The 22,298-nt window shown below is 27.6% G+C and carries 21 protein-coding genes; 18 read left to right on the forward strand and 3 right to left on the reverse strand.

The features are described 5' to 3' along the window. Positions 1-4: 4 nt before the first annotated feature. Positions 5-295, forward strand: coding sequence for a cell division protein ZapA (locus PHEL85_RS01245; protein WP_036820013.1), 291 nt, complete (start codon positions 5-7; stop codon positions 293-295). A 229-nt stretch (positions 296-524) separates the two neighbouring features. Beyond that, positions 525-2,090 (forward strand): ribonuclease Y, encoded by a 1,566-nt coding sequence (gene rny / locus PHEL85_RS01250; protein WP_036820015.1) that lies wholly within the window; start codon positions 525-527, stop codon positions 2,088-2,090. Between the two features lie 258 nt (positions 2,091-2,348). Here the strand turns inward: rny and xerD are convergent, their stop codons facing one another. Further along, positions 2,349-3,245, reverse strand: coding sequence for a site-specific tyrosine recombinase XerD (gene xerD, locus PHEL85_RS01255; RefSeq protein WP_036820017.1), 897 nt, complete (start codon positions 3,243-3,245; stop codon positions 2,349-2,351). Positions 3,246-3,405: 160 nt separating this feature from the next. Between xerD and PHEL85_RS01260 the strand changes: the two genes are divergently transcribed. Continuing rightward, the gene (locus PHEL85_RS01260; RefSeq protein WP_036820020.1) at positions 3,406-3,930 is read left to right on the forward strand and encodes a porin family protein; all 525 of its coding nucleotides are present in this window, start codon (positions 3,406-3,408) and stop codon (positions 3,928-3,930) included. A 71-nt stretch (positions 3,931-4,001) separates the two neighbouring features. Further along, a complete protein-coding gene (aroQ, locus tag PHEL85_RS01265) occupies positions 4,002-4,415 on the forward strand; it encodes a type II 3-dehydroquinate dehydratase (RefSeq protein ID WP_036820023.1) in 414 nt (137 codons plus the stop codon). Positions 4,416-4,473: 58 nt separating this feature from the next. Here the strand turns inward: aroQ and PHEL85_RS01270 are convergent, their stop codons facing one another. Then, complete coding sequence (locus PHEL85_RS01270) at positions 4,474-4,941, reverse strand: GNAT family N-acetyltransferase (RefSeq protein ID WP_052108409.1); 468 nt, start codon at positions 4,939-4,941, stop codon at positions 4,474-4,476. A gap of 136 nt (positions 4,942-5,077) precedes the next feature. After that, a complete protein-coding gene (ftcD, locus tag PHEL85_RS01275; RefSeq protein ID WP_036820026.1) occupies positions 5,078-6,760 on the reverse strand; it encodes a glutamate formimidoyltransferase in 1,683 nt (560 codons plus the stop codon). Positions 6,761-6,861: 101 nt separating this feature from the next. Here ftcD and PHEL85_RS01280 point away from each other — a divergent pair, with 101 nt between their 5' ends. The 14 genes from PHEL85_RS01280 (at position 6,862) to PHEL85_RS01345 (ending at position 22,298) form a co-directional block, all read left to right on the forward strand. Continuing rightward, complete coding sequence (locus PHEL85_RS01280; protein ID WP_036820029.1) at positions 6,862-7,734, forward strand: ABC transporter permease; 873 nt, start codon at positions 6,862-6,864, stop codon at positions 7,732-7,734. Between the two features lie 2 nt (positions 7,735-7,736). Beyond that, a complete protein-coding gene (locus PHEL85_RS01285) occupies positions 7,737-9,017 on the forward strand; it encodes a polysaccharide ABC transporter ATP-binding protein (protein WP_036820032.1) in 1,281 nt (426 codons plus the stop codon). A gap of 3 nt (positions 9,018-9,020) precedes the next feature. Continuing rightward, a complete protein-coding gene (locus PHEL85_RS01290; RefSeq protein WP_036820034.1) occupies positions 9,021-9,779 on the forward strand; it encodes a methyltransferase domain-containing protein in 759 nt (252 codons plus the stop codon). Then, on the forward strand, positions 9,760-10,884 hold the full coding sequence (locus tag PHEL85_RS01295; RefSeq protein WP_081965055.1) for a glycosyltransferase family 4 protein: 1,125 nt from the start codon (positions 9,760-9,762) through the stop codon (positions 10,882-10,884). The genes PHEL85_RS01290 and PHEL85_RS01295 overlap by 20 nt, the downstream gene beginning before the upstream one ends. Next, entirely contained in the window at positions 10,885-12,738 is a 1,854-nt protein-coding gene (asnB, locus tag PHEL85_RS01300) for an asparagine synthase (glutamine-hydrolyzing) (protein WP_052108410.1), read from the forward strand. A gap of 33 nt (positions 12,739-12,771) precedes the next feature. Then, on the forward strand, positions 12,772-14,196 hold the full coding sequence (locus PHEL85_RS01305; protein WP_036820040.1) for an MBOAT family O-acyltransferase: 1,425 nt from the start codon (positions 12,772-12,774) through the stop codon (positions 14,194-14,196). A 124-nt stretch (positions 14,197-14,320) separates the two neighbouring features. Then, a complete protein-coding gene (locus tag PHEL85_RS01310; protein WP_156109070.1) occupies positions 14,321-15,106 on the forward strand; it encodes an SGNH/GDSL hydrolase family protein in 786 nt (261 codons plus the stop codon). Continuing rightward, complete coding sequence (locus PHEL85_RS01315; RefSeq protein WP_036820046.1) at positions 15,103-16,257, forward strand: glycosyltransferase; 1,155 nt, start codon at positions 15,103-15,105, stop codon at positions 16,255-16,257. The genes PHEL85_RS01310 and PHEL85_RS01315 overlap by 4 nt, the downstream gene beginning before the upstream one ends. Next, positions 16,254-17,450: a glycosyltransferase gene (locus PHEL85_RS01320; RefSeq protein ID WP_036820049.1), complete on the forward strand. Its 1,197-nt coding sequence runs from the start codon at positions 16,254-16,256 to the stop codon at positions 17,448-17,450. Before PHEL85_RS01315 ends, PHEL85_RS01320 begins: the two co-directional genes overlap by 4 nt. A gap of 57 nt (positions 17,451-17,507) precedes the next feature. After that, positions 17,508-18,176 (forward strand): cytidylyltransferase domain-containing protein, encoded by a 669-nt coding sequence (locus PHEL85_RS01325; RefSeq protein ID WP_036820052.1) that lies wholly within the window; start codon positions 17,508-17,510, stop codon positions 18,174-18,176. Positions 18,177-18,185: 9 nt separating this feature from the next. Next, positions 18,186-19,226, forward strand: a complete 1,041-nt coding sequence (locus PHEL85_RS01330) for an N-acetylneuraminate synthase family protein (protein WP_036820054.1) — start codon at positions 18,186-18,188, stop codon at positions 19,224-19,226. Next, a complete protein-coding gene (neuC, locus tag PHEL85_RS01335; protein ID WP_036820056.1) occupies positions 19,219-20,352 on the forward strand; it encodes a UDP-N-acetylglucosamine 2-epimerase in 1,134 nt (377 codons plus the stop codon). The genes PHEL85_RS01330 and neuC overlap by 8 nt, the downstream gene beginning before the upstream one ends. Positions 20,353-20,429: 77 nt before the next feature. Beyond that, positions 20,430-21,563 (forward strand): UDP-galactopyranose mutase, encoded by a 1,134-nt coding sequence (gene glf / locus PHEL85_RS01340; protein WP_036820059.1) that lies wholly within the window; start codon positions 20,430-20,432, stop codon positions 21,561-21,563. A 39-nt stretch (positions 21,564-21,602) separates the two neighbouring features. Beyond that, the gene (locus tag PHEL85_RS01345; protein ID WP_036820062.1) at positions 21,603-22,298 is read left to right on the forward strand and encodes a glycosyltransferase family 2 protein; all 696 of its coding nucleotides are present in this window, start codon (positions 21,603-21,605) and stop codon (positions 22,296-22,298) included.

Genomic DNA, 22,298 nt, shown 5'->3' on the forward strand with positions numbered 1-22,298 from the left:
AATTGTGGGAAAACTTAAAATTAATGTAGTAATAGCGGGTAGAACCTATCCTTTAAGTGTTAATAATACTAAAGAGGAAGAAGGAATGAGAAAAGCAGCCAATGCTATTAATAAATTAATTTCTATGTATGAAGAAAACTATGCAGTTAGTGATAAACAAGATGTTTTAGCTATGTGTGCATTACAGTTTGCTTCAAAAGTAGAAATATCAACCATAGAAAAAGATTCCACAAGTAGAGAAGTAGTAGATAAAATAAAAGAGTTAACTCATTTAGTTGATTCTCATTTAAAATAAGTTCTTTAAAATACACATTAACAACACACTGCCTACGTTAGTACATTGTTTATTAAACTCAACACGATTCAATTATGAAGGATGAGTCTTAATTGTAAAAGCAAGCCATAGTAGCTGAATTATTTCAGAAACAAGTGGATCCTTGACCAATTAGTTAGTCCTATAAATACCATAATGGAGTTTAAAAAACCAAACTAATGTAGGCTTTTTTTATATATAAATTTAAATTATGGAGGGAATGATACTGCCAATTTTGGCAGCAATTATAGGAGTAATAATTGGTTTTTTAATAGCAAAAGCTATGGAAAAATCTAAAGGTAAAAAATTACTAAATGGTACAAGAAAAGAAGCAGCAGCAATTCTAAAAGAAGCTAAAATAGATGCTGAGTCTATTAAAAAAGATAAAATATTACAAGCTAAAGAAAAGTTTATAGAACTTAAGTCTGAGCACGAAAAAGTAATTCTAGGAAGAGAGAAAAAGATTTCTGATGTTGAAAAACGTATTAGAGATAGAGAGTCTCAAGTTGCATCTGAAGTTGATAAAAACAAAAGGTTAAACAAGTCTTTAGAACATAAAGAAAACGACTATAACAAAAAATTAGATTTTATTGAAAATAAAGAGTCTGAGCTAGAAGTTATGCATAAGCGTCATGTTGATATGTTAGAGCAAATTTCTGGTTTATCTGCAGATGAAGCTAAAGTAGAATTAGTAACCTCATTAAAAGATGAAGCTAAAACTGAAGCAATGGCTTTTGTACAAACTTCAATTGAAGAAGCTAAATTAACTGCAGAACAAGAAGCAAGAAAAGTTATTTTAGGAACCATACAAAGAGTAGGTGTAGAACAAGCAGTAGAAAACTGTGTTTCTGTATTTAACTTAGAGTCTGATGATGTAAAAGGACGAATTATTGGTAGAGAAGGGCGTAATATTAGAGCTCTAGAATCAGCCACTGGTGTAGAAATTATTGTTGATGATACTCCAGAAGCAATTATTCTTTCTTGTTTTGATCCTGTTCGAAGAGAAATTGCTCGTTTATCAATGCATAAATTGGTAACAGATGGAAGAATTCACCCAGCAAGAATTGAAGAAGTTGTTAAAAAAACAGAAAAACAAATTACACAAGAAATTATAGAAGTTGGTAAAAGAACTGTTATAGATTTAGGAATTCATGGATTACATCCAGAGTTGATAAAAACGGTTGGTAGGATGAAATATCGTTCTTCTTACGGGCAAAATTTATTACAGCACTCTCGTGAAGTTGCAAATCTTTGTGGAATTATGGCAGCAGAAATGGGCTTAAATTCTAAAGTAGCAAAACGTGCAGGTTTATTGCATGATATTGGTAAAGTGCCAGATACAGAGAGTGAACTTCCTCACGCATTACTAGGAATGGAATGGGCAGAGAAGTATGGAGAAAAACCAGATGTTTGTAATGCAATTGGAGCTCACCATGATGAAATTGAAATGAAAAGTTTAATATCACCAATTGTACAAGTTTGTGATGCAATTTCAGGCGCAAGACCAGGTGCAAGACGTCAAGTTTTAGATTCTTACATTCAACGTTTAAAAGATTTAGAAAATATTGCTTTTGGATTCTCAGGTGTGCAAAAAGCATATGCTATTCAAGCAGGTCGTGAATTACGTGTTATGGTAGAAAGTACAAAAGTAAATGATGCAAAAGCGGCTGAATTATCTTTTGGAATTTCTCAAAAAATTCAAAATGATATGACGTATCCAGGTCAGGTAAAAGTTACTGTAATTAGAGAAACAAGAGCTGTAAATGTAGCTAAATAAAAACCTTATTGATTTTCTTAAAACAAGAAATTATTGATAATAATAAAATAGAATTCCTACTTTTTTAAGTAGGAATTTTTTTTGAAGCTATTTCCTGCTTTTCGCTATATCTTTTTTAAGAAAAATAAAAAAGGATGCCGCTACAATCAGGGCTAAACTTGTTTAGTAATTAATTGCTTTAATTAAAAAAAGAGATGTTTTATTTATTTTGTTAGTAACAATTTGACTGAATACTGTTACTGAAAACTAATTACTTGTTTATTTTCTAGGATGAAATGTTTCTACAACTTCTTTTAAGTAGCTCTTGTCTATATGTACATAAACCTCTGTAGTTGTAATGCTTTCATGCCCTAACATTTGTTGAATCGCTCTTAAATCTGCGCCGTTTTTTAATAAATGTGTTGCAAAAGAATGTCTTAATGTATGTGGACTTATTTTTTTTGATAAATCTATTTTAATAGCTAGATCTTTTAAAATAATAAAAATCATTTGTCTGGTTAAGCCTTTTCCACGTCTGTTTAAGAAAACAGTATCTTCAAAACCCTTTTGTGGAGCAATATGAGTCCTTATATCATTAATGTAAAATAAAATATATTTCTGAGCATTATAATGAATAGGCACAAAACGTTGTTTGTTTCCTTTACCAATTACTCTTATAAAACCTTCTTCAAAAAATAAATCAGAAATTTTTAAGGTAATCAATTCACTCACACGTAAACCGCAACTATACATAGTTTCTAAAATGGTTCTATTTCTTTCTCCTTGAGGATGACTTAAATCTATGGCAGAAATTAATTCGTTAATTTCATCTTCAGAAAGAGTGTCAGGTAATTTTCTTCCAATTTTTGGAGCTTCAATTAAATCTGTAGGATTTGTTTTTCTGTAATCCTCAAAAATTAAATAGTCAAAAAAACTACGCAATCCAGAAATAATTCTTGCCTGACTTCTAGGGTTTACTTTTTTAGCAACATCATAAATAAATTGTTGAACAGTCTCTTTATCAATAGAAATAGGGGAGCAATTAATTTCATTTTGTTCAAGAAAAATTAATAGTTTTTCTAAATCTCTAGAATAACTGTCAATTGTGTTTTGAGATAGCCCTCTTTCTATTTTTAAAAATAATTGAAAATCTCTAATTGCATTTTGCCATTTCATAGTATAAAGATATTAAAAATAATAAACTAACTCTTTAATAGATAAAAGTAGTAAATATGCTTATCTAGAATTATAATAAACTATATTAAATATTCTTTTATTATAGATTTAAGGTTACATTTTTTTATATTTGATTATATAAATTTTAAAAAAAAATATAATGAAAAAGTTATTATTTATTGCTGTAGTAGCATTATTAGGATTAAGAAGTGTGAATGCACAGGACTCGAATATTGCATTAACAGCAGGTTTCCATGATTTCACGCTAAAAGCTAGCGGAGGAGGTATTTCTGCTTCACAAAGTGTGCAAGGTTTTTATGTTGGGGTTTCTACAACTTTTTCTGTTTCTGAAAAATTATTAATTGAACCTGAGTTTCAATTTGTAAGAACATCTGAGGATGGCGAATCAGTAGAGCAGATTGTACTACCAATTATGGCTAAATATTATGTTTCAGAAAAGTTTAATTTACAAGCTGGACCTCAATTTGATTTGGTGGTTTCTGAATCTGAAGGACTAAATACTTTTGGTTTAGGTTTAGGAATTGGAGCGGGATATGATATTAATGAAAAGTTTTTTATTAGTACAAGGTATGCATTTGGTTTAACAAATAGAGCTGAAGATGCGCCTTCTGGCTATTCAATGAAATTTAACACTTTTCAAGCAGGATTAGGATATAGATTCTAATTTATAATTTTAAAGAATTTAAAAACGGAAGCATTTTTGCTTCCGTTTTTTATTTGTTATATTTTAGCAGTATGAAACTAATTATTATAAACGGACCCAATTTAAATTTATTAGGAAAAAGAGAACCAGAAATTTATGGTTCTAAAACTTTTGAAGAATTTTTTAGCGAACTTCAGTTAAAATTTAAAGAGGTAGAGTTATCTTATTTTCAATCTAATATAGAAGGCGAAATTATTGATAAATTACACGAAGTTGGTTTTGATTATGATGGAATTATTTTAAATGCTGCAGCTTATACACACACTTCTGTTGGTATTGGAGATGCTGTAAAAGGAATCACAACTCCTGTTGTAGAATTACACATTTCTAACGTGCATGCACGTGAGGAGTTTAGGCATCACAGTTTTATTGCTCCTTCAGCAAAAGGAGTTCTATTTGGTTTTGGATTAAAAGGATATGAATTAGCAATTCAGAGTTTTCTTTAATTCTGAACTTGTTTCAGAATCTTTTTTCTGAAAACTGAGACTGAAAACTGTTTACTTTTTAAAATTCTAAAAGCATTTTAATATCTGAACGCTCATAGTGAGATTCTTTTTCTAATTCTACTTCTTTAAAACCTATTTTTTTATACAAATTAATTGCAGGAACTAATGTTCTGTGAGAGTATAATGTAATGTTTTTCCATTGTTGTTTTTTTGCAAAATCGATACAGAAATTCATTAGTTTTAAACCAATTTTTAAACCTTGATATTTGGGTGAAACAGCCATTTTACTTAATTCAAAAAAAGTTTTTTGATTGATGAGCGAAACAACACCAACAATTTCATCGTTATATTTTGCAAAAAAGATGAATCCCCCAGAATCAATTACATATTTCTGTGGATTGCTTAAAACCTTTTCATCATAAGGTTCTACGTAAAAATATTTTTCTAACCAAGCTACATTTAAACTATAAAAGTGAGGCGCAAGTGCTGGTTGATATGCTATAATTTCTAAGTTTTCTATTTCCATATTAAGTAAGTTGCATTAGGGATTGACGTGGAAATCCTTTTTGTGAAGAATGAATAAAAAGATTGAAACATAAAGCCCGACTTTTTTACACTAAAACTTTTTCTGTTTTGGTGTAAAAAAGAATGCCCAAAATAAATTAAATATAAGCGTTAATAATTTCCATCATTTCATTTTCTAAACTAATCGTTTTTTGATAAATATTTGCTGCTTTTGATAAAATTTCTTCTGCAAATTTTCTATCTTTAATATCTTTTGCATTGATGCGAACATTAAAATAAGCGCCAGTAACTGCAGTTTTGGCGCATAAAACACCAACGCCACCATCTGAGAGCGAATTTTGTAATCCGTTTTTCATCATTTCTAGCATCACTTCTATAGAATTATGAGCTGTTTCCATCACTTTAAAAGGGATTTCTGTTGCGTATTTAGTAGCGTTTTCAATTGCCAATTTTCTAGCTTCAATTTCTTCATTATTAGATTTTGGCATTCTAAAACCATCAATAATTTTATTAAAAGCATTGGTGTCTTCATCAACCAAAAACAATAAATCGTTTTTGTATTTCTGACCTTTTTCTGCCCAATTCGAAAAATATTCCCATTTAGAATCCCAACCCGCTTTATGTGCTGAAAGATTTGCAACCATTGTACCTAGAGAAACGCCCAAAGAACCAACGTAAGCAGCAATACTTCCACCTCCAGGAGCCATAGATTCTGATGCAGTTTCTTCTGCAAAATCATTAATAGTAAAGTCGATTAGTTTTTTATCTGCATCAGAATTCATCACATATTCTATGATTCTTTCTTGTGGATTAAATGGCTTTAAATCATCTAAACCTAGAGATTTTATGGCAATTTTTATTTTCTCATTTTCGCTAATTCCTAAAGAACGTTGTTGTTTTATCAGATAAAAATCTGCTGCATCTAGCATTGCTTGTAAAGGAACTAAACCAACTAATTCTGAACCTGTAACTCTTAAGCCGCGTTTTGTAGCCGCTAAATCAGTTTCATAAAAAGCTTCGTGCATTGATGTAATTGTAATGTTGGTTAAATTGTACGAAATTTGTGCAATTCCATATTCTTCTATAAACCAACCAATTCCTTTAACTGCTTTTAATTTTCCAGGAATTCTTTCTGGTTCTCCGTTTTTATCTAATACTTTTTTTCCGTTGACTAATTTGGCTCTTCCATTTTCACGGATATCAAAGGCAACTGCGTTTGCACGCCTTGTTGATGTTGAATTTAAATTTACATTATAGGCGATTAAAAAATCGCGTGCAGAAATTGCTGTAACTCCAGAAGAAACTACTTGTTGGTTATATACTGTTGGACCAAAATCTGGTTTAAAATTAGGGTTTGATAACTTTTCTTTTAAACCTTCATATTCTCCAGAACGAACTGTGGCTAAGTTTTTTCTGTCAGCAGAAGTTGCAGCGTTTTCATAGAAGTAACCTGAAATACCTAATTCTTCCCCAACTCTTTTTCCTAATTGATGTGCATATTTTGCAGTTTCTTCCATAGAAATATTTGCAATTGGCACAAGTGGACAAACATCTGTTGCTCCAAATCTTGGATGTTCACCAGTTTGTTTGCTCATATCAATTAATTCTGAAGCTTTTTTAATCAATAAGAAAGCAGCTTTAATTACATTTTTTGGTTCGCCAACAAATGTAATTACGGTTCTATTTGTAGCTTTACCAGGATCAATATCTAACAATTTTACTCCTTCAACAGTCTTTACAACATTTGCAATTGTATTTATTTTTTGTAAATCTCTTCCTTCACTAATGTTAGGAACACATTCTATAAGTTGCTTGTTCATGATATTGATTTTATTCATCGTAAAAATAAGAGGATTCAACGAAAAATAATATGAATTCACTTAAAATAATTTATATTTGTTTATATCAGTAATATTTATAAATGAACAAAGAAAAGTGGCTTTTTGAAATTACTCCAAAAAACAATTTACTTGATTTAAATTTAAAAGAAGTTTGGCAGTATAGAGATTTATTATTGCTTTTTGTAAAACGTGATGTTGTTACACTTTATAAACAAACTGTTTTAGGACCACTTTGGTATCTAATTCAACCTTTATTTACTTCAATAATATTTACACTGGTATTTAATGGTATTGCAGGAATATCAACAGGTGTTGTCCCTTCTTTTTTATTCAATTTAGCAGGTATTACTATTTGGAATTATTTTAAAGAATGTTTAATAGCTACTTCAGATACTTTTAAAAAAAATGAAGCCATTTTTGGAAAAGTGTATTTTCCAAGAGTTATAATGCCAATGTCTATCATTGTTTCTAATTTGTTGAAATTTGGAATTCAAATATTTATATTTATTTGCGTTTATATTTATTATTATTTTAATGGATTTAATGTATTACCAAATATTTATATTTTATTTTTTCCTTTATTAATTATTGCTATGGGAATGATTGGTTTAGGTTTAGGAATGATAATTTCGTCTATGGTTACTAAATATCGAGATTTAACATTTTTAGTTTCTTTTGGGGTACAATTATTAATGTATTTATCAGCAGTAATGTATCCTTTAGATTTAATGAGAGAAAAATTGATAGATGTTGAAAAAGGAACTGATTATTCTTGGATTGTAGATTTTAATCCTATTGCACATTTAATAGAATTTGGTAGATTTATACTTTTAAATGATGGTAATTACTCAGTTTTCGGTATTATTTATACATCTATATTTACAATTATAGTTTTCTTTTTAGGATTATTAATTTTTAATAAAACAGAAAAAACTTTTATAGATACTATTTAGATATGAGTAAAGATGTAATTTTAAAAGTTGAAAACTTATCTAAACAATATCGTTTAGGAACTTTAGGGACAGGTACTATTAGTCATGATTTTAATCGTTTTTTAGCTAAAATTAGAGGTAAAGAAGATCCTTATTTAAAAATAGGAGAATCGAATGATAGAGCGTCAAAAGGAGAGTCAGAATACGTTTGGGCTTTAAAAGATATCAACTTTGAAGTTAAAAGAGGAGAAGTTCTTGGAATTATTGGCAAAAATGGAGCTGGAAAATCTACATTGTTAAAAATACTTTCTAAAGTTACAGGGCCAACAACAGGTTCTATAAAATCGAATGGAAGAATAGCTTCTTTATTGGAGGTTGGTACTGGTTTTCATCCAGAAATGACTGGGAAAGAAAATATTTTTTTAAATGGAGCCATTTTAGGAATGACAAAGAAAGAAATAGCATCTAAATTAGATGAAATTGTTTCTTTTTCTGGTTGCGAACGTTATATAGACACACCTGTAAAGCGGTATTCTAGCGGAATGAAAGTTCGTTTAGCTTTTGCAGTTGCTGCACATTTAGAACCAGATATTTTAATTGTTGATGAAGTTTTAGCAGTTGGTGATGCAGAATTTCAAAAGAAAGCCATTGGTAAAATGCAAGATATTTCTGGAGAAGATGGAAGAACTGTTTTGTTTGTGAGTCATGATATGACTGCAATACAAAATTTGTGTCCAATTAGTTTGTTATTAGATGATGGTAAAGTAAGTTTTAAAGGAGAAACTAGTAAAGTTATTTCTGAATATTTAAAAAGTGAACCTTTAGTAGATTTAAATAGTGGTAAAATAAAATTTGAAGGTTTAGTGTCAACAAATGGTGTTGAGCTTAAATCATTATTAATACAAGACAATAAGTTATCACAACCCAATATATTAAATACTTATGGAAATGGTTTTTTTGAACTTTTTTTTGAAAGTAAAAATTTAGAAGAATGCAATATTCAAGCAGCCTTCACAATTAAAAATTTAATAAATAAACCTTTACTAACTTTTAGTACTACATTTAGAAAACAAATATTAAAAAAAGGAAAAAAAGATTCTATAAAATGCAGTTTTGAAAATTTGAATTTAATTCCGGGAACATATATGTTACATATTTGGTTTGTAAATAATGCTGATAAAGAAATAATTATAGAAAATACATGTAAAATTAAAGTAGTAGAAAAAGATGTCTTTAATTCAGGTGTTTTACCAACAGAAAAATATCACGGACATATAATTTCTAATAATTTCAAATGGGAGTAAATTATGGAAAATAGATTAACAACAAAACAGCATTGGGAAAAATCATATTCAAAAACAACTTATAATAAACCTGATACAAATTCAGATATTTACAATTGGATTAAAAAAAATTTACCAAAATCAAAAGAAAATCAAACAAGTTTTGAGGTAGGTATTTTTCCTGCAGGATTTTCAACAATTTTTGGAGATTTAGGGTATCAAATAAATGGTATAGATAGAATTGAAGATGTTAATTTATCTATGAAAGATTGGTTAATTGATAATAAATATGAAGTTGGAGATTTAATTTGCGATGATTTTTTTGATTATAATTACAAAAGAAAATACGATGTGGTTTCTTCTTTTGGTTTTATAGAACATTTTAAAGATTATAAAAGTGTTATAAAAAAACAAGCAAGTTTAGTCTCAAATGAAGGGTACATTGTGTTAGAAGTTCCAAATTTTAGAGGCTATATCCAGTTTTATTTAAAAAAAATGTTTGATAAAAAAAATTTAGACATTCATTATGTTCCTTCCATGAATTTTAAAGAATGGGAAAAAGTTTTAAAAGAAGAAGGTTTTAAAATTATTAAGAAAGACTACATAGGAAAATTTACTCTAGATTTTTATCCGCAAAAAAGAAATTTTATTCAAAAATATTTTGTAAATTTTTTAACCAGAAGAAAATATTTTATTAAAAAACACCTTTTTAAAGGTACATCTAAACACTTTAGTCCTTATATGATAATGGTTGCAAAAAAGAATGATGATTTTTCAAAATAAAAAAATAATATTTCTTTTAAAATCATTTACTCTTGGTGGGGCGGAAAAACAGGCTTTGAATTTTGCAGCTTATTTACAAAATGAATTAAATTGTTCTATTTTTATATATTCATACATAAAAACTAATGAATCAAAATTGTTTTACGAAGAATGTGAAAAATTGGGATTAAATAATTTAAGATTAGAAAAAAACCCATTAAGCGCTTCAGGTAACTTTAAGTACATTAAAAGAAGAATAAAAATATTTTTATTAGGGATTAAACTAAGAAAGCATAATCCAGATATTATAATACCCTACTTAAATCCACCTTCAATTATAGCTGTTTTATGTTACAAAATTTCTGGAGCAAAAATAACTTTTTGGCATCATAGAGGTGCTGACTATTATAGAGGTGATTATATAGAAAAAATAGCCGTAAAAAAAACACCTTTTTTTTTAGCTAATTCTATTGAAGGAAAAAAAGAACTTGAATCTAAATTTAAAATTAAAAAAGGCTATTTTTTGCCTAATTTTTCTACTGTAAATAAAATTAATACTAATAATTTCTTACTCAAAAATAAAGGAATAAAAGGAAAGGTTGTTTTAGGGATGATAGCTCATTTTAGAGAAGAAAAGTTGCAAATCATTTTAATTGAAGTTTTTTCTAAATTGTTACAAAAGAATAAAAATATACATTTAGTTTTGGTAGGTGATGCTTTAGATAAAAAAAAGTTTAATGAAGTAAAAAAATATATCTTTATCAATAATTTAAAAGATAGCATTACAATTCTTCATAACACTAAAGCAGAAGATGTATTACCTTGTTTAGATATAGGAGTTTTAATTTCTTTAAAAGAAGGAATGCCTAATACTGTTATGGAATATATGGGGTATAGTTTGCCAATAGTTGTTACAAAACATGATGGATGTGTATCTTTATTAGGTAGTAATTATAAATATTTTATTGATAACAAAAATGAGGTAGATCAATTAAATAAATTAGAGAAATTAATACTTGAAGAAAAAGAAAGAAAAAAAATTGGGGAACAAAATTATATGTCTTTACAAAACAATTTTACAATAGAAAAATATATAAATAGATTAACTGTAATACTCAATTCATAAATGTGCGGAATATCAGGAATTATTAATTATGACATTTCAAATACTGTCTCTATAGAGGATTTAAAACCAATTACAGATGTAATAGCGCATAGAGGACCAGATGGTTTTGGTTACTGGCAACATAATAATATTGGTTTTGGACATAGGCGATTATCTATTATCGATTTAGAAGGAAGTAAACAACCGATGAAAATTGATGATGATAAATTTGTAATTACTTATAATGGTGAAATTTATAATTATTTAGAATTAAAAAAAGAACTTCAAAAATTAGGTTTTACTTTTAAAACTACAGGTGATACTGAGGTAATATTAAAATCTTATCAATATTGGGGAGAAAAATGTGTAGAAAAGTTTAGAGGCATGTTTTCTTTTGCTATTGCAAATATTTCTAAAAGTGAAATATTTTTGGCAAGAGACCATTTTGGTATAAAACCTTTAGTTTATTACCAAGGAGAAAATTTTTTTATGTTTGGGTCTGAAATTCAACAGTTTTCTAAACATAAAGACTTTATAAAAAGTATAAATGTTACTGCTCTATCAGAATATATGAAATTTGGTTATATACCTGCACCTTTAACTATCTACAATAATTTATTTAAATTGGAACCTGGTAATTATATAAAATTAAATTTTGAAGGGGAAATTATAGAGCACAAAGAATATTATGATATTCAATTTAAACCTGATTATAAAGTATCTTATCATGATTGGGTAGAAAGAGTTGAAGAAGCAGTAGATATATCTGTTAAATACCATAAAATTGCAGATGTGCCTTATGGTACTTTTTTGTCAGGAGGCATAGATTCTAGTATAATTGCATCTTCTTTAGCTAAAGAAGGAAAAAATGTTGATGCTTTTACAATGGGGTTTGAAAATGAAGCTTTTAATGAGGTTCCATATGCTAAACAAGTTGCAGAAAAGTATAATTTAAATCATCATATAGAGTATATAGATATGCAAGATATGCAAGACGTTTTCCCAAAATTAATTAAACATTATGGAGAGCCTTTTGCAGATAGTTCTTCCATACCAACCTATTATATAACAAAAAAAATTAGTGAACATTTACCTGTAGTATTATCAGGAGATGGAGGAGATGAAGCATTTGGAGGCTACTACAGTTATCAAAATTTTTTAAAGATTTTAAAACCAAGTGCTCCAAAACATGCTTATAAAGATGTCTTAAAAAAGGCATTAAAATATATAGGTAAAACTTATCCTAATACACCTAGACAGCCTAGTTTAAATGATTGGATTAATTTAATTAGCTTTTTTAATATTAATGAAACTAATAAAATTTTCAGAAAAGATGTAATCAAAGATTTTGATATTGAATATAGTTCATTTAATAAGTGGTATAAAAAAGCAAAAAGCCAAAGATTAGATACTTATAGTACTGGAAGTTATTTAGACTACAAAACTTATCTTTATGGAGATATATTAACAAAAGTAGATATAGCTTCTATGATGAATAGTTTAGAGGTAAGAACACCTTTAATTGATGTTGATATAGTTAATTTAATGGCTAAAATACCTTCAAAACATAAAATTAGTCGAAATTATAATGGTTCATGGCAAAAGAAAAAAATTTTAAATTCTATTGCTGAAAAACGTTTTGATAAAGAATTTGTTTCTCGAAAAAAGCAAGGATTTTCAATTCCGTTAAAAGATTGGTTTCAACCAGATAATGATTTTGGTAATGAATTCTTTAAGATTATTAAGAACAAGAATTCTTCCATTTTTGAATATTTTAATGAAAATGAAATTAAAAGTAATTTTTTAAATAAAGAAAATATAAACTACAGTAAAATGTTTCAAATTTTTACTTTAGAAAACTGGTTAAATAATTAACATAATCATAATAAAAAACTTTACATAAAATAAATGCTATTTAACTCTTTAGAATTCTTAGTGTTTCTACCTATAGTTTTTTTCTTGTATTGGTTTATTTTTAAAAAACTAATTATACAAAATAGTTTAATTTTATTTGCGAGTTACGTTTTTTATGGATGGTGGGACTGGCGCTTTTTGTTATTAATTTTATTAAGTACTTTTCTAGATTACTCATTAGGTTTATTAATAGGAAAAACTAAAAATAAGGTAAAAAGAAAATACTTTTTATGGATAAGTCTATTTTTTAATTTAGGGTTACTAGGATTTTTTAAATATTTTAATTTTTTTATTGATAATTGGGTAGATGCTTGGTCAGTTATTGGTATTACAATGCATAAAAGTTCATTAAACATTATCCTTCCTGTTGGAATCTCGTTTTACACTTTTCAAACATTAAGTTATACTATAGATGTTTATAAAGACAAATTAGAACCAACCAAAAACTTTATTGCCTTTGCAAGTTTTGTGTCATTTTTTCCACAATTAGTTGCAGGTCCAATTGAACGTGCTTCTAATTTACTACCTCAGTTTTTTAAAAAACGAATTTTTAGCTATGATTTAGCTGTTTCTGGAATGAAACTTATACTTTGGGGATTGGTAAAAAAAGTAGTAATTGCAGATAATTGTGCAGTTTATGTAAATCAGATTTTTGAAAACTATCAAGAGCAATCTGGACTTACTTTAATTATAGGAGCTGTATTTTTTGCATTCCAAATTTATGGAGACTTCAGTGGTTATTCAGATATTGCTATCGGTACAGCTAGATTATTTGGGTTCGATTTGATGAGAAATTTTAAATACCCTTATTTTTCTAGAGATATTGCAGAATTTTGGCGTAATTGGCATATTTCTTTAACCACATGGTTTCGAGATTATGTATACATTCCCTTAGGAGGTTCTAAAGGTTCTAAAATATTTCAATTAAGAAACGTTTTAATTATATTTTTGGTCAGTGGTTTTTGGCATGGTGCAAATTGGACTTTTATTGCTTGGGGAGCTTTAAATGCCTTATTGTTTATCCCATTATTATTAACAGATAGAAATAGAAAGAATATAAATATTATTGTTGGGAGTAAAAAAAGTGTAACATTAAAAGAATTTAGAGGGATTATAATTACTTTTTCACTAACTTGTTTAGCATGGGTGTTTTTTAGAGCAGAAACAATAACAGGAGCTATAGAATATATTTTTAGAATTTTTGATGGCTCTAATTTCTTTCCTTCCGTAATTCCTCAAAAAAGAATGTTTCCAATTTTATTTTTATTTATTTTAATAGAATGGTTTTCAAGAAGAGATGAAATTGTAATTATTTTTAAAAATAAGTATCGAAAAACATTCTACATGTTTTTCATATTTTTAATTCTATATTCAATGTCTTCTGCAGAAAAAACATCATTTATTTATTTTCAATTTTAATCAAATGAAATTATTCATTAAAAAAATAACTGTCCTTTTTTTAATAATTATCTGTTTGTTTTTTATTCTAGATAGATTTGTTTTTCCTAAAAATAAAAATATATACAATTATAAATCAAATTTGTTGCAGAATAAAGATGTAGAAATTATTGTTTCTGGTAATTCTCACTTGTATTTTGGGGTAGTTACAGATAGCATTTTTAGTTTTAATTCAGTGAACATAGCTACAAAGGCTAGAGAGTTAAATACAGATATTGATTTGTTAATTGGTAACATTAAGAATAGAGAGAAATTGAAAGGAGTTTTAATTCCAATATCATATTATTCACTATTTAATGAATTAAATGGTTTAAAAAAGTATCATCAAAGTCAGAAAAGGCTTTACTATAATTATTTTAAAATAAAGGAATACAATCAAGGTGCTATTAAAAACAGTTTAATTATAAATGAACCTTTTAAGGAATTGATGAATGATAGTTTTTTTCTTTCATTTATGAAAAAACAAAAAGTATCTAAAAAAGGCTGGAGAGCAAACGATAATTTTTTTGTAAAAGATTCTAGCATAATAGAGAAATTAAAAAGGCTAGAGATAAACTTAAACAAGACATTTATTATTGATGAAAATTTAGAAAGAATTAAATACTTAAATAAATTATGTAAAGCAAATAATGTGAAATTAATATTAGTTTTACCTCCTTATTCAGAGTATTTTTATACCTTAACCAATTACAAATACAATAAAATTATAAATAAAATACTTTCTGATAATCTAACAGATATTGAAGTAATTGATGCTTTAGATTTTATGCCAACAAATTTATTATTTTATGAGAACTCAGATCATTTAAACGTAAAAGGAGCAAAGTTATTTACTAAAAAGTTAGACAGTATTTTAAAGCATAGTTTATGAAAATACTTTTTGTTTGTCAGCAATACATTCATGCAGCTAGATGGATTGGTCAATTAAAAGATACAGAACACGAAATTTATGTGTTCGATTGTTTAGACAGACCCCTTCATAAAGATTTATTATGGACGAATTATACAACTGGTTGGCGTAAAAGAAAAGTACCTTATTTTAAAGGAGAATATTTTTTAGAAAAAAAAATGTCATCCATTTATGAAAAAATTGTACCTTATTTAGAAGTTACCGCATCAGAAAAGTTAGAAGAACTAATTAAAGAACTCAAACCAGATTTGGTACATTCTTTAGAAATGCAATCGCAAACTTATCCTTTGCTAAAAGTTCGCAAAAGGATATCGTTTAATTGGGCATATTCGTGTTGGGGAAATGATATTTATTTTTATAAAGATAAAAAAGAACATAAATTAAAAATTGAGAAGATTATACATAGCATTAATTATTTTTTTCTAGAATGTAATAGAGATAAAGATTTAATTAAGTCGATAGACTCTAATGCAAATGTATTAGCTGTTGATTTTCCTGGTGGTGGAGGTTACTATATAGAGAAATATCAAGAATACGTGATACCCGTTGAAAAAAGAAATTTAATTATTCTTAAAGGATATGAACATAATTTTGGACGAGCATTATTTATTTTAAATGCTTTAGTTTTAATTGCAGAGGAATTAAAAGATTATGAAATTTATGTGTATTCTGCACATGATATAGTTGAAGAAGAAATTTTAAAAATAAATAAAAAGCATAATTTAAAGATTAAATACTCCACAAGAAAAACTCAAATTAGCCATCAACAATTATTAGAAAAGTTTGGAAGTGCTAAAATAGCCATTGGTAATAGTGTTTCAGACGGTATACCAAACACACTTTTAGAAGCCATTATTTTGGGTGCTTTCCCAATACAATCTAATCCAGGTGGCGCAAGCGAAGATTATATTTCTGATGGTGAGAATGGTTTTTTAATTCAGAATCCAGAAGATGCTGTAGAAATTTCTAAGTTAATTTCTAAAGCTTTAAAAAATGATGCGTTATTAGAAAACGCCTTTGTAATCAATAAAGAAATTGCGAAAAAATTAGCGTATAAAACAATTCAACAAAAAGTTTTAAATGTGTATAATAAAATGGAGTCAGAATTATGAAAAACATCTTATTTATACTAAATCAAGGACCCATTTCTCCTAATGCAAACGGAGGAGCTTCTGTATATTATAGTCATTTAGAGTTGTTGTATAAAGCCGGTTTTAAGATAAAGTTATTGGCAGTACAATGGTCTGATAGCGATGTTTTTATGGAGGAAGATTATCAAGAAGTACGTCCGTTTATAAAGTCTGTTGAAACGTATAAAATTACATCGATTACGCCGAAAAAAGGTTTAAAAAGAGGTTACAATGCAGTTTTTAAACCAGCATTATTCGAATATTTTTTCTTGAATGCTAAAAATATAAATTACCTTACTACGTATGTAGCACAAAATAAGATCGATTTAGTTTTTGGAGATTGGCGCTGGGCGGCAATTTGGGCTTGTTATTCTAATTTAAAAGTACCTGTAATTTATGGTCATCATGATTGGGAATATAAATTGGCAAAATTAAGAACAAAGCAGAATCTTTTAAAAAAGTTGCATACTTTTCAAAAAAAGAGAGTAGAATTTCAGTTAGTAAAACAGGTAGCAGGTTCCATTTCTGGTTCGGCTACAGAAGCTAAAGAAATAGAGGAGATTTCAAATAAAAAAGCATTGTATATTCCTACCACCTATCAAGAAATTCAACCTAAAAATTTGCCTAAAAACAAACCAGATATTGTACATTTAGGTGGTATGGGAACTACAGCAAACCGATTGGGTTTAGAGCGTTTTTTAGATGTTTGTTGGCAAGAAATTCATACTAAAAATCCATCAACAAAATTAGTTGTTGTTGGTGGATTAAAACAAGCAACACCTAGTTTGTTAGAAAAATTAAAAGGTAAAAACATTATTTGTAAAGGGTTTGTAGCAGATTTACAAACAGTTTTGTGTCCAGAAGATATTCATATCATTCCTTGGGAATACAATACAGGAACTAGAACTAGAATTCCGGTTATTTTAAATTACAGACAAGCATTGGTAGCTACAAAAGCTTCCGTTTTGGCGTTTCCAGAACTAAAAAATAAAGAAAACGCCATTTTATGTGATGATTTGCAAGATATGACCAAACAGATTTGTACGTTGTTAGAGTTTCCAGAACACTTAAAAAGTATCAGTAAAAAAGGTAAAGACACGTTTAGAAATCATTTTACAAGTGAAAACCATGTGGATGCTATTAAAAATTACATCAATAAAATCCTTTTAAAATAAAACAATCAAACAAAATTAAAATAGTAAATTTGAAAACCTATTTTATAAAGAGTCACAATGCAAAAAAATCTTGTAATTATTCCTGTTCGAGGCGGTTCTAAAAGGCTTCCAAAAAAAAACAGTAAGCTGTTAGGTGGCATTCCATTATTTGTACATAGTATTAATTATGCGAAAAAAAATTCAAATATTTGTCATAAAATAGTTGTTTCAACAGATTGTTTAGAACTTAAAAAAATAGCATTAGAAGAAGGAGTAACTGTAATGGATAGACCATCAAGTTTATCTGGAGATTTAACTCCAACAAAAGCAGTTTTACAACACGTTTTAGAAAATGAAATTGAAAATTTTGATAATGTAATCTTATTACAAGCAACAAATCCTTTTAGAGGAAAAGATTTGTTAATAAATGCATTTTATAAGTTTACAAATGGAGCATATGAGAGCTTAATGACTGTTTCTGAAAATAGACAAAAATTTGGCAAGATTGAAAAGGATAAATTTATACCTTATAATTATTCATTCGGACAGAGAAGCCAAGATTTAGACCCTTTATATTTCGAAAATGGATTACTTTATATTACTAAAGCAAGTTTAATTAAAGAAGGTAAAATTATTGGAGATAATAATTATCCATATATTGAGAATAGCCCATTAGCAAAAATAGATATTGATGATGAAGAAGATTTTGAATTAGCATCATTTTATTATAATAAACAATTGAAATAAAAGTATTATATGAATCCTTATATTGAAATATCTGGCAGAAAAATTGGTAAAGATTTTCCACCATTAGTAATTGCAGAAATAGGAATTAATCATGAAGGATCTTTAAAAACTGCCTTTGAAATGGTTGATGCAGCTAAAAGAGCAGGTGTAGAGGTAGTAAAACATCAAACTCATATTGTTGCAGATGAAATGAGTGGTGCTGCAAAAAGTGTAGTTCCTGGTAATGCGGATATTTCTATTTATGAAATAATGGATCGTTGTTCTTTAAATGAAGAAGATGAAATTGAGTTAAAAAAATATGTAGAAAGTAAAGGAATGATTTTTATTTCTACACCCTTTTCTAGAGCAGCAGCAGAACGTTTAGAAAAAATGAATGTTTCTGCTTATAAAATTGGTTCTGGAGAATGTAATAATTATCCATTATTAGAACACATAGCAAAATTTGGAAAACCTGTAATTTTAAGTACAGGTATGAATACAATAGAAAGTGTTGCTAAAGCGGTTGCTATTTTTAAAAAGCACAATGTACAATTAGCATTATTGCATACAACAAATTTATACCCAACACCAGCAAAATTAGTTCGTTTTGGTGCAATGACAGAATTACATGAAGCTTTTCCTGAACAAGTTTTTGGTTTGTCAGATCATACGGTTTCTAATCATGCTTGTTTTGGTGCTGTTGCATTAGGAGCTAGTATTTTAGAACGTCATTTTACAGATCATATGAAAAGAACAGGTCCAGATATTGTTTGTTCTATGGATGAAAAAGAATGTGAAAATTTAATTACTGGAAGTAATTTAATTTGGCAAATGCGAGGAGGAATAAAAGAACCAGCAAAAGAAGAACAAGTTACAATAGATTTTGCTTTTGCTACAGTTTGTACTATAAAAAGTATAAGTAAAGGAGATGCTTTTACTATGGATAATATTTGGGTAAAACGTCCAGGTACTGGAGAAATTTTAGCAGAAAATTTTAATAATATTCTAGGTAAAAAAGCCATTAATAATATTGATGTAGATCAACAATTAAAATTGTCAGATATTGAATAGTAAAAAGAAAATAGTTTTTTTATCGGGTACAAGAGCAGACTTTGGTAAAATAAAATCCTTAATTCAAATTTTAGAAGATCACTCAAGCTTTGAACCATATATTTTTGCAACTGGTATGCATTTGTTAGAAAAATATGGCAAAACAGTTATTGAAATAGAAAAATGTAAATTTTCTAATATCTATAGTTTTTCGAATCATACTTCAGAAAAAACAATGGACTTAACTTTAGCTAAAACTATAGAAGGTTTTTCTAAATATGTTAAAGATATTAATCCAGATTTAATAATTATTCATGGAGATAGAGTTGAGGCACTTGCTGGTGCTATTGTAGGTGCTTTAAACAATATATTAGTAGCACATATAGAAGGTGGTGAAGTTTCTGGAACTATAGATGATTTAATAAGACATTCTGTGTCTAAATTAAGTCATATACATTACGTGTCAAATGAATCTGCTAAGCAAAGAATTATTCAATTAGGAGAATTAAAAACTTCGGTAAAAGTAATCGGATCACCAGACGTAGATATAATGTTTTCTAGTAATCTACCAACACTCAATGAAGTTAAAAGATATTATGAAATTCCTTTTGATGAATTTGCTGTTGTTATGTTTCATCCTGTAACTACCGAAGTAGAAAATGTTGAAACTTATGCCGAAGTATTTGTTGAAGCATTGTTAGAAGATGATAAAAATTATGTAGTTATTTATCCAAATAATGATCTTGGCTCAGAATATATTTTTAATGCTTATAAAAAGCTAAAAGGAAATAAAAGATTTAGAATTTTTCCTTCTATACGTTTTGAATATTTTTTAACACTATTAAAAAATAGTAAATTTATCATAGGTAATTCAAGTGCAGGAATTAGAGAAGCTCCATATTATGGTATTGGAACTATAAATATTGGAAATAGACAAGAAAATAGAGCAATGCATTCTCAGATAATTAATGTAGATTATCAAAAAGATGCAATTTTAACAGCTATGAAGTCTGACTTTTTAAACATAAAAAAAGATAAACATTCTTTTGGTATTGGTAATGCAGCTTCTTTATTTATAAATTCTCTTTTAAACATTGATCTTTGGGCTATTTCTAAGCAAAAGAAGTTTGTAGATATTAAAAAATAATTTTCTATTTGCAAGTAAGTTATTGAATAGTTACCTTGCAATGTTAGTCATAAATTTCCCCCACAAAATTTTTGAAAATGGATTTAAATAAATACGATTATATAGTTGTTGGTGCAGGATTTTTTGGAAGTGTAATTGCAGAAAGATTAGCAAGTCAACTTAACAAAAAAGTAGCAGTTATAGAGCGTAGAAATCACGTAGGTGGAAATTGTTATTCAGAGGTACATAAAGAAACAGGAATAGAGTACCATAAATATGGAACACATATTTTTCATACTTCTAATGAAAAAGTATGGGAATATATTACACAGTTTACTGCATTTAATGTTTATTATCATCAAGTTTTAACGGAATATAAAGGTAAAGTATACCAAATGCCAATAAATTTAGAGACTATAAATAGTTTTTATAATGTTAATTTAAAACCTTTTGAAGTTGAACCTTTTTTAGAAAAAGAAAAAGCAAAAGAATCTTATAAAGAACCTGCAAATTTTGAAGAGCAAGCAATTAATTTTGTTGGCAGACCATTATATGAAGCATTTTTAAAAGGATATACACAAAAACAGTGGGAAAAAGATCCGAAAGACATTCCTGCTCATATCCTAAAAAGATTACCTTTTAGAACCAATTATAATGAGAGTTATTTTTTTGATAAATATCAAGGAATTCCGTTAGATGGATTTACAGCTATATTTAATAAAATGTTAGCGCATTCTAATATTGATGTTCATTTAAACACCGATTTTTTTGAGGTAAAAGATCAAATTCCTTCATCAACAAAAATAATTTATAGTGGTCCTATAGATCGGTTGTTCGATTATAAACACGGAGACTTAGAATGGAGAACTTTAGAATTTGAAGAAGAAGTAAAAGAAGTAAATGATTATCAAGGAACTTCAGTAATGAATTATGCAGAAACTAATGTTCCGTTTACACGAATTCACGAACCACATCATTTACATCCAGAAAGAAATCATACTATTAATAAAACCTTAATAATTAAAGAATTTTCTAAAAAGGATGAACGAGACGATCCTTATTATCCAATAGGAGGAAAAATGAATCAAGAAATTTTTAATAATTATATGGAAGAGGTAAAAAATCAAGGAAATATAATAGTTGGAGGTAGATTAGGTGATTATAAATATTATGACATGCACCATACTATAGAAAGAGCTTTAACAATTTTTGAAACAGAATTAGCTAAATAATAAAAATTAGTATATTTTTTTTATAATAAATTTTTTAACATGTACGATTTAAAAGTAGTAATTCCAGTTTATAATGAAGAAGGAGCAATTAAATTAGTAATTGAAGATTGGACAAATAAACTTTCTGAATTAGAAATTAATTATCAAATTATTACCTATAATGATGGTTCAAAAGATAATACGTTAGCATTTTTAAAATCTTTAGAAAAAGAATATAAAACACTTAAAGTAGTTGATAAAAAAAATAGTGGGCATGGTCCTACTATTTTAAAAGGTTATAAAGATAATATAGACGCAGAATGGATTTTTCAAGTAGATTCTGATAATGAATTAAAAGCTACAGAATTTAATAAGTTTTGGAGAGAAAGAGATAATTTCGATTTTTTAATAGGAAAACGTATTCATAGAGATAGTCCGTTGGTTAGAGTTGTTACAACACAAATATCTCGTTTAGTAGTTGGCATTTTTTATGGCTTTAAGGTTAAAGATGTAAATGCACCTTATAGACTAATGAGAGTAAGTGCATTTAGTGATGAGTTTAATAAAATTCCTGCGGATACTTTTGCTCCAAATTTAATAGTTTCTGGTTTAGCAAGTGTTAGAAATATGCGAATAAAACAATTTGATGTGACTCACCATAATCGAGAGACAGGTGAGGTTTCAATAAAAAAATGGGGTTTATTTAAAGCTGCTTTTAAATCATTTTTACAAACTATTTCATTTAGATTTAAATAG

Origin of the sequence: Polaribacter sp. Hel1_85 (genome assembly GCF_000766795.1) — a bacterium.
In the GTDB taxonomy this organism is placed as follows: Bacteria; Bacteroidota; Bacteroidia; order Flavobacteriales; family Flavobacteriaceae; genus Polaribacter.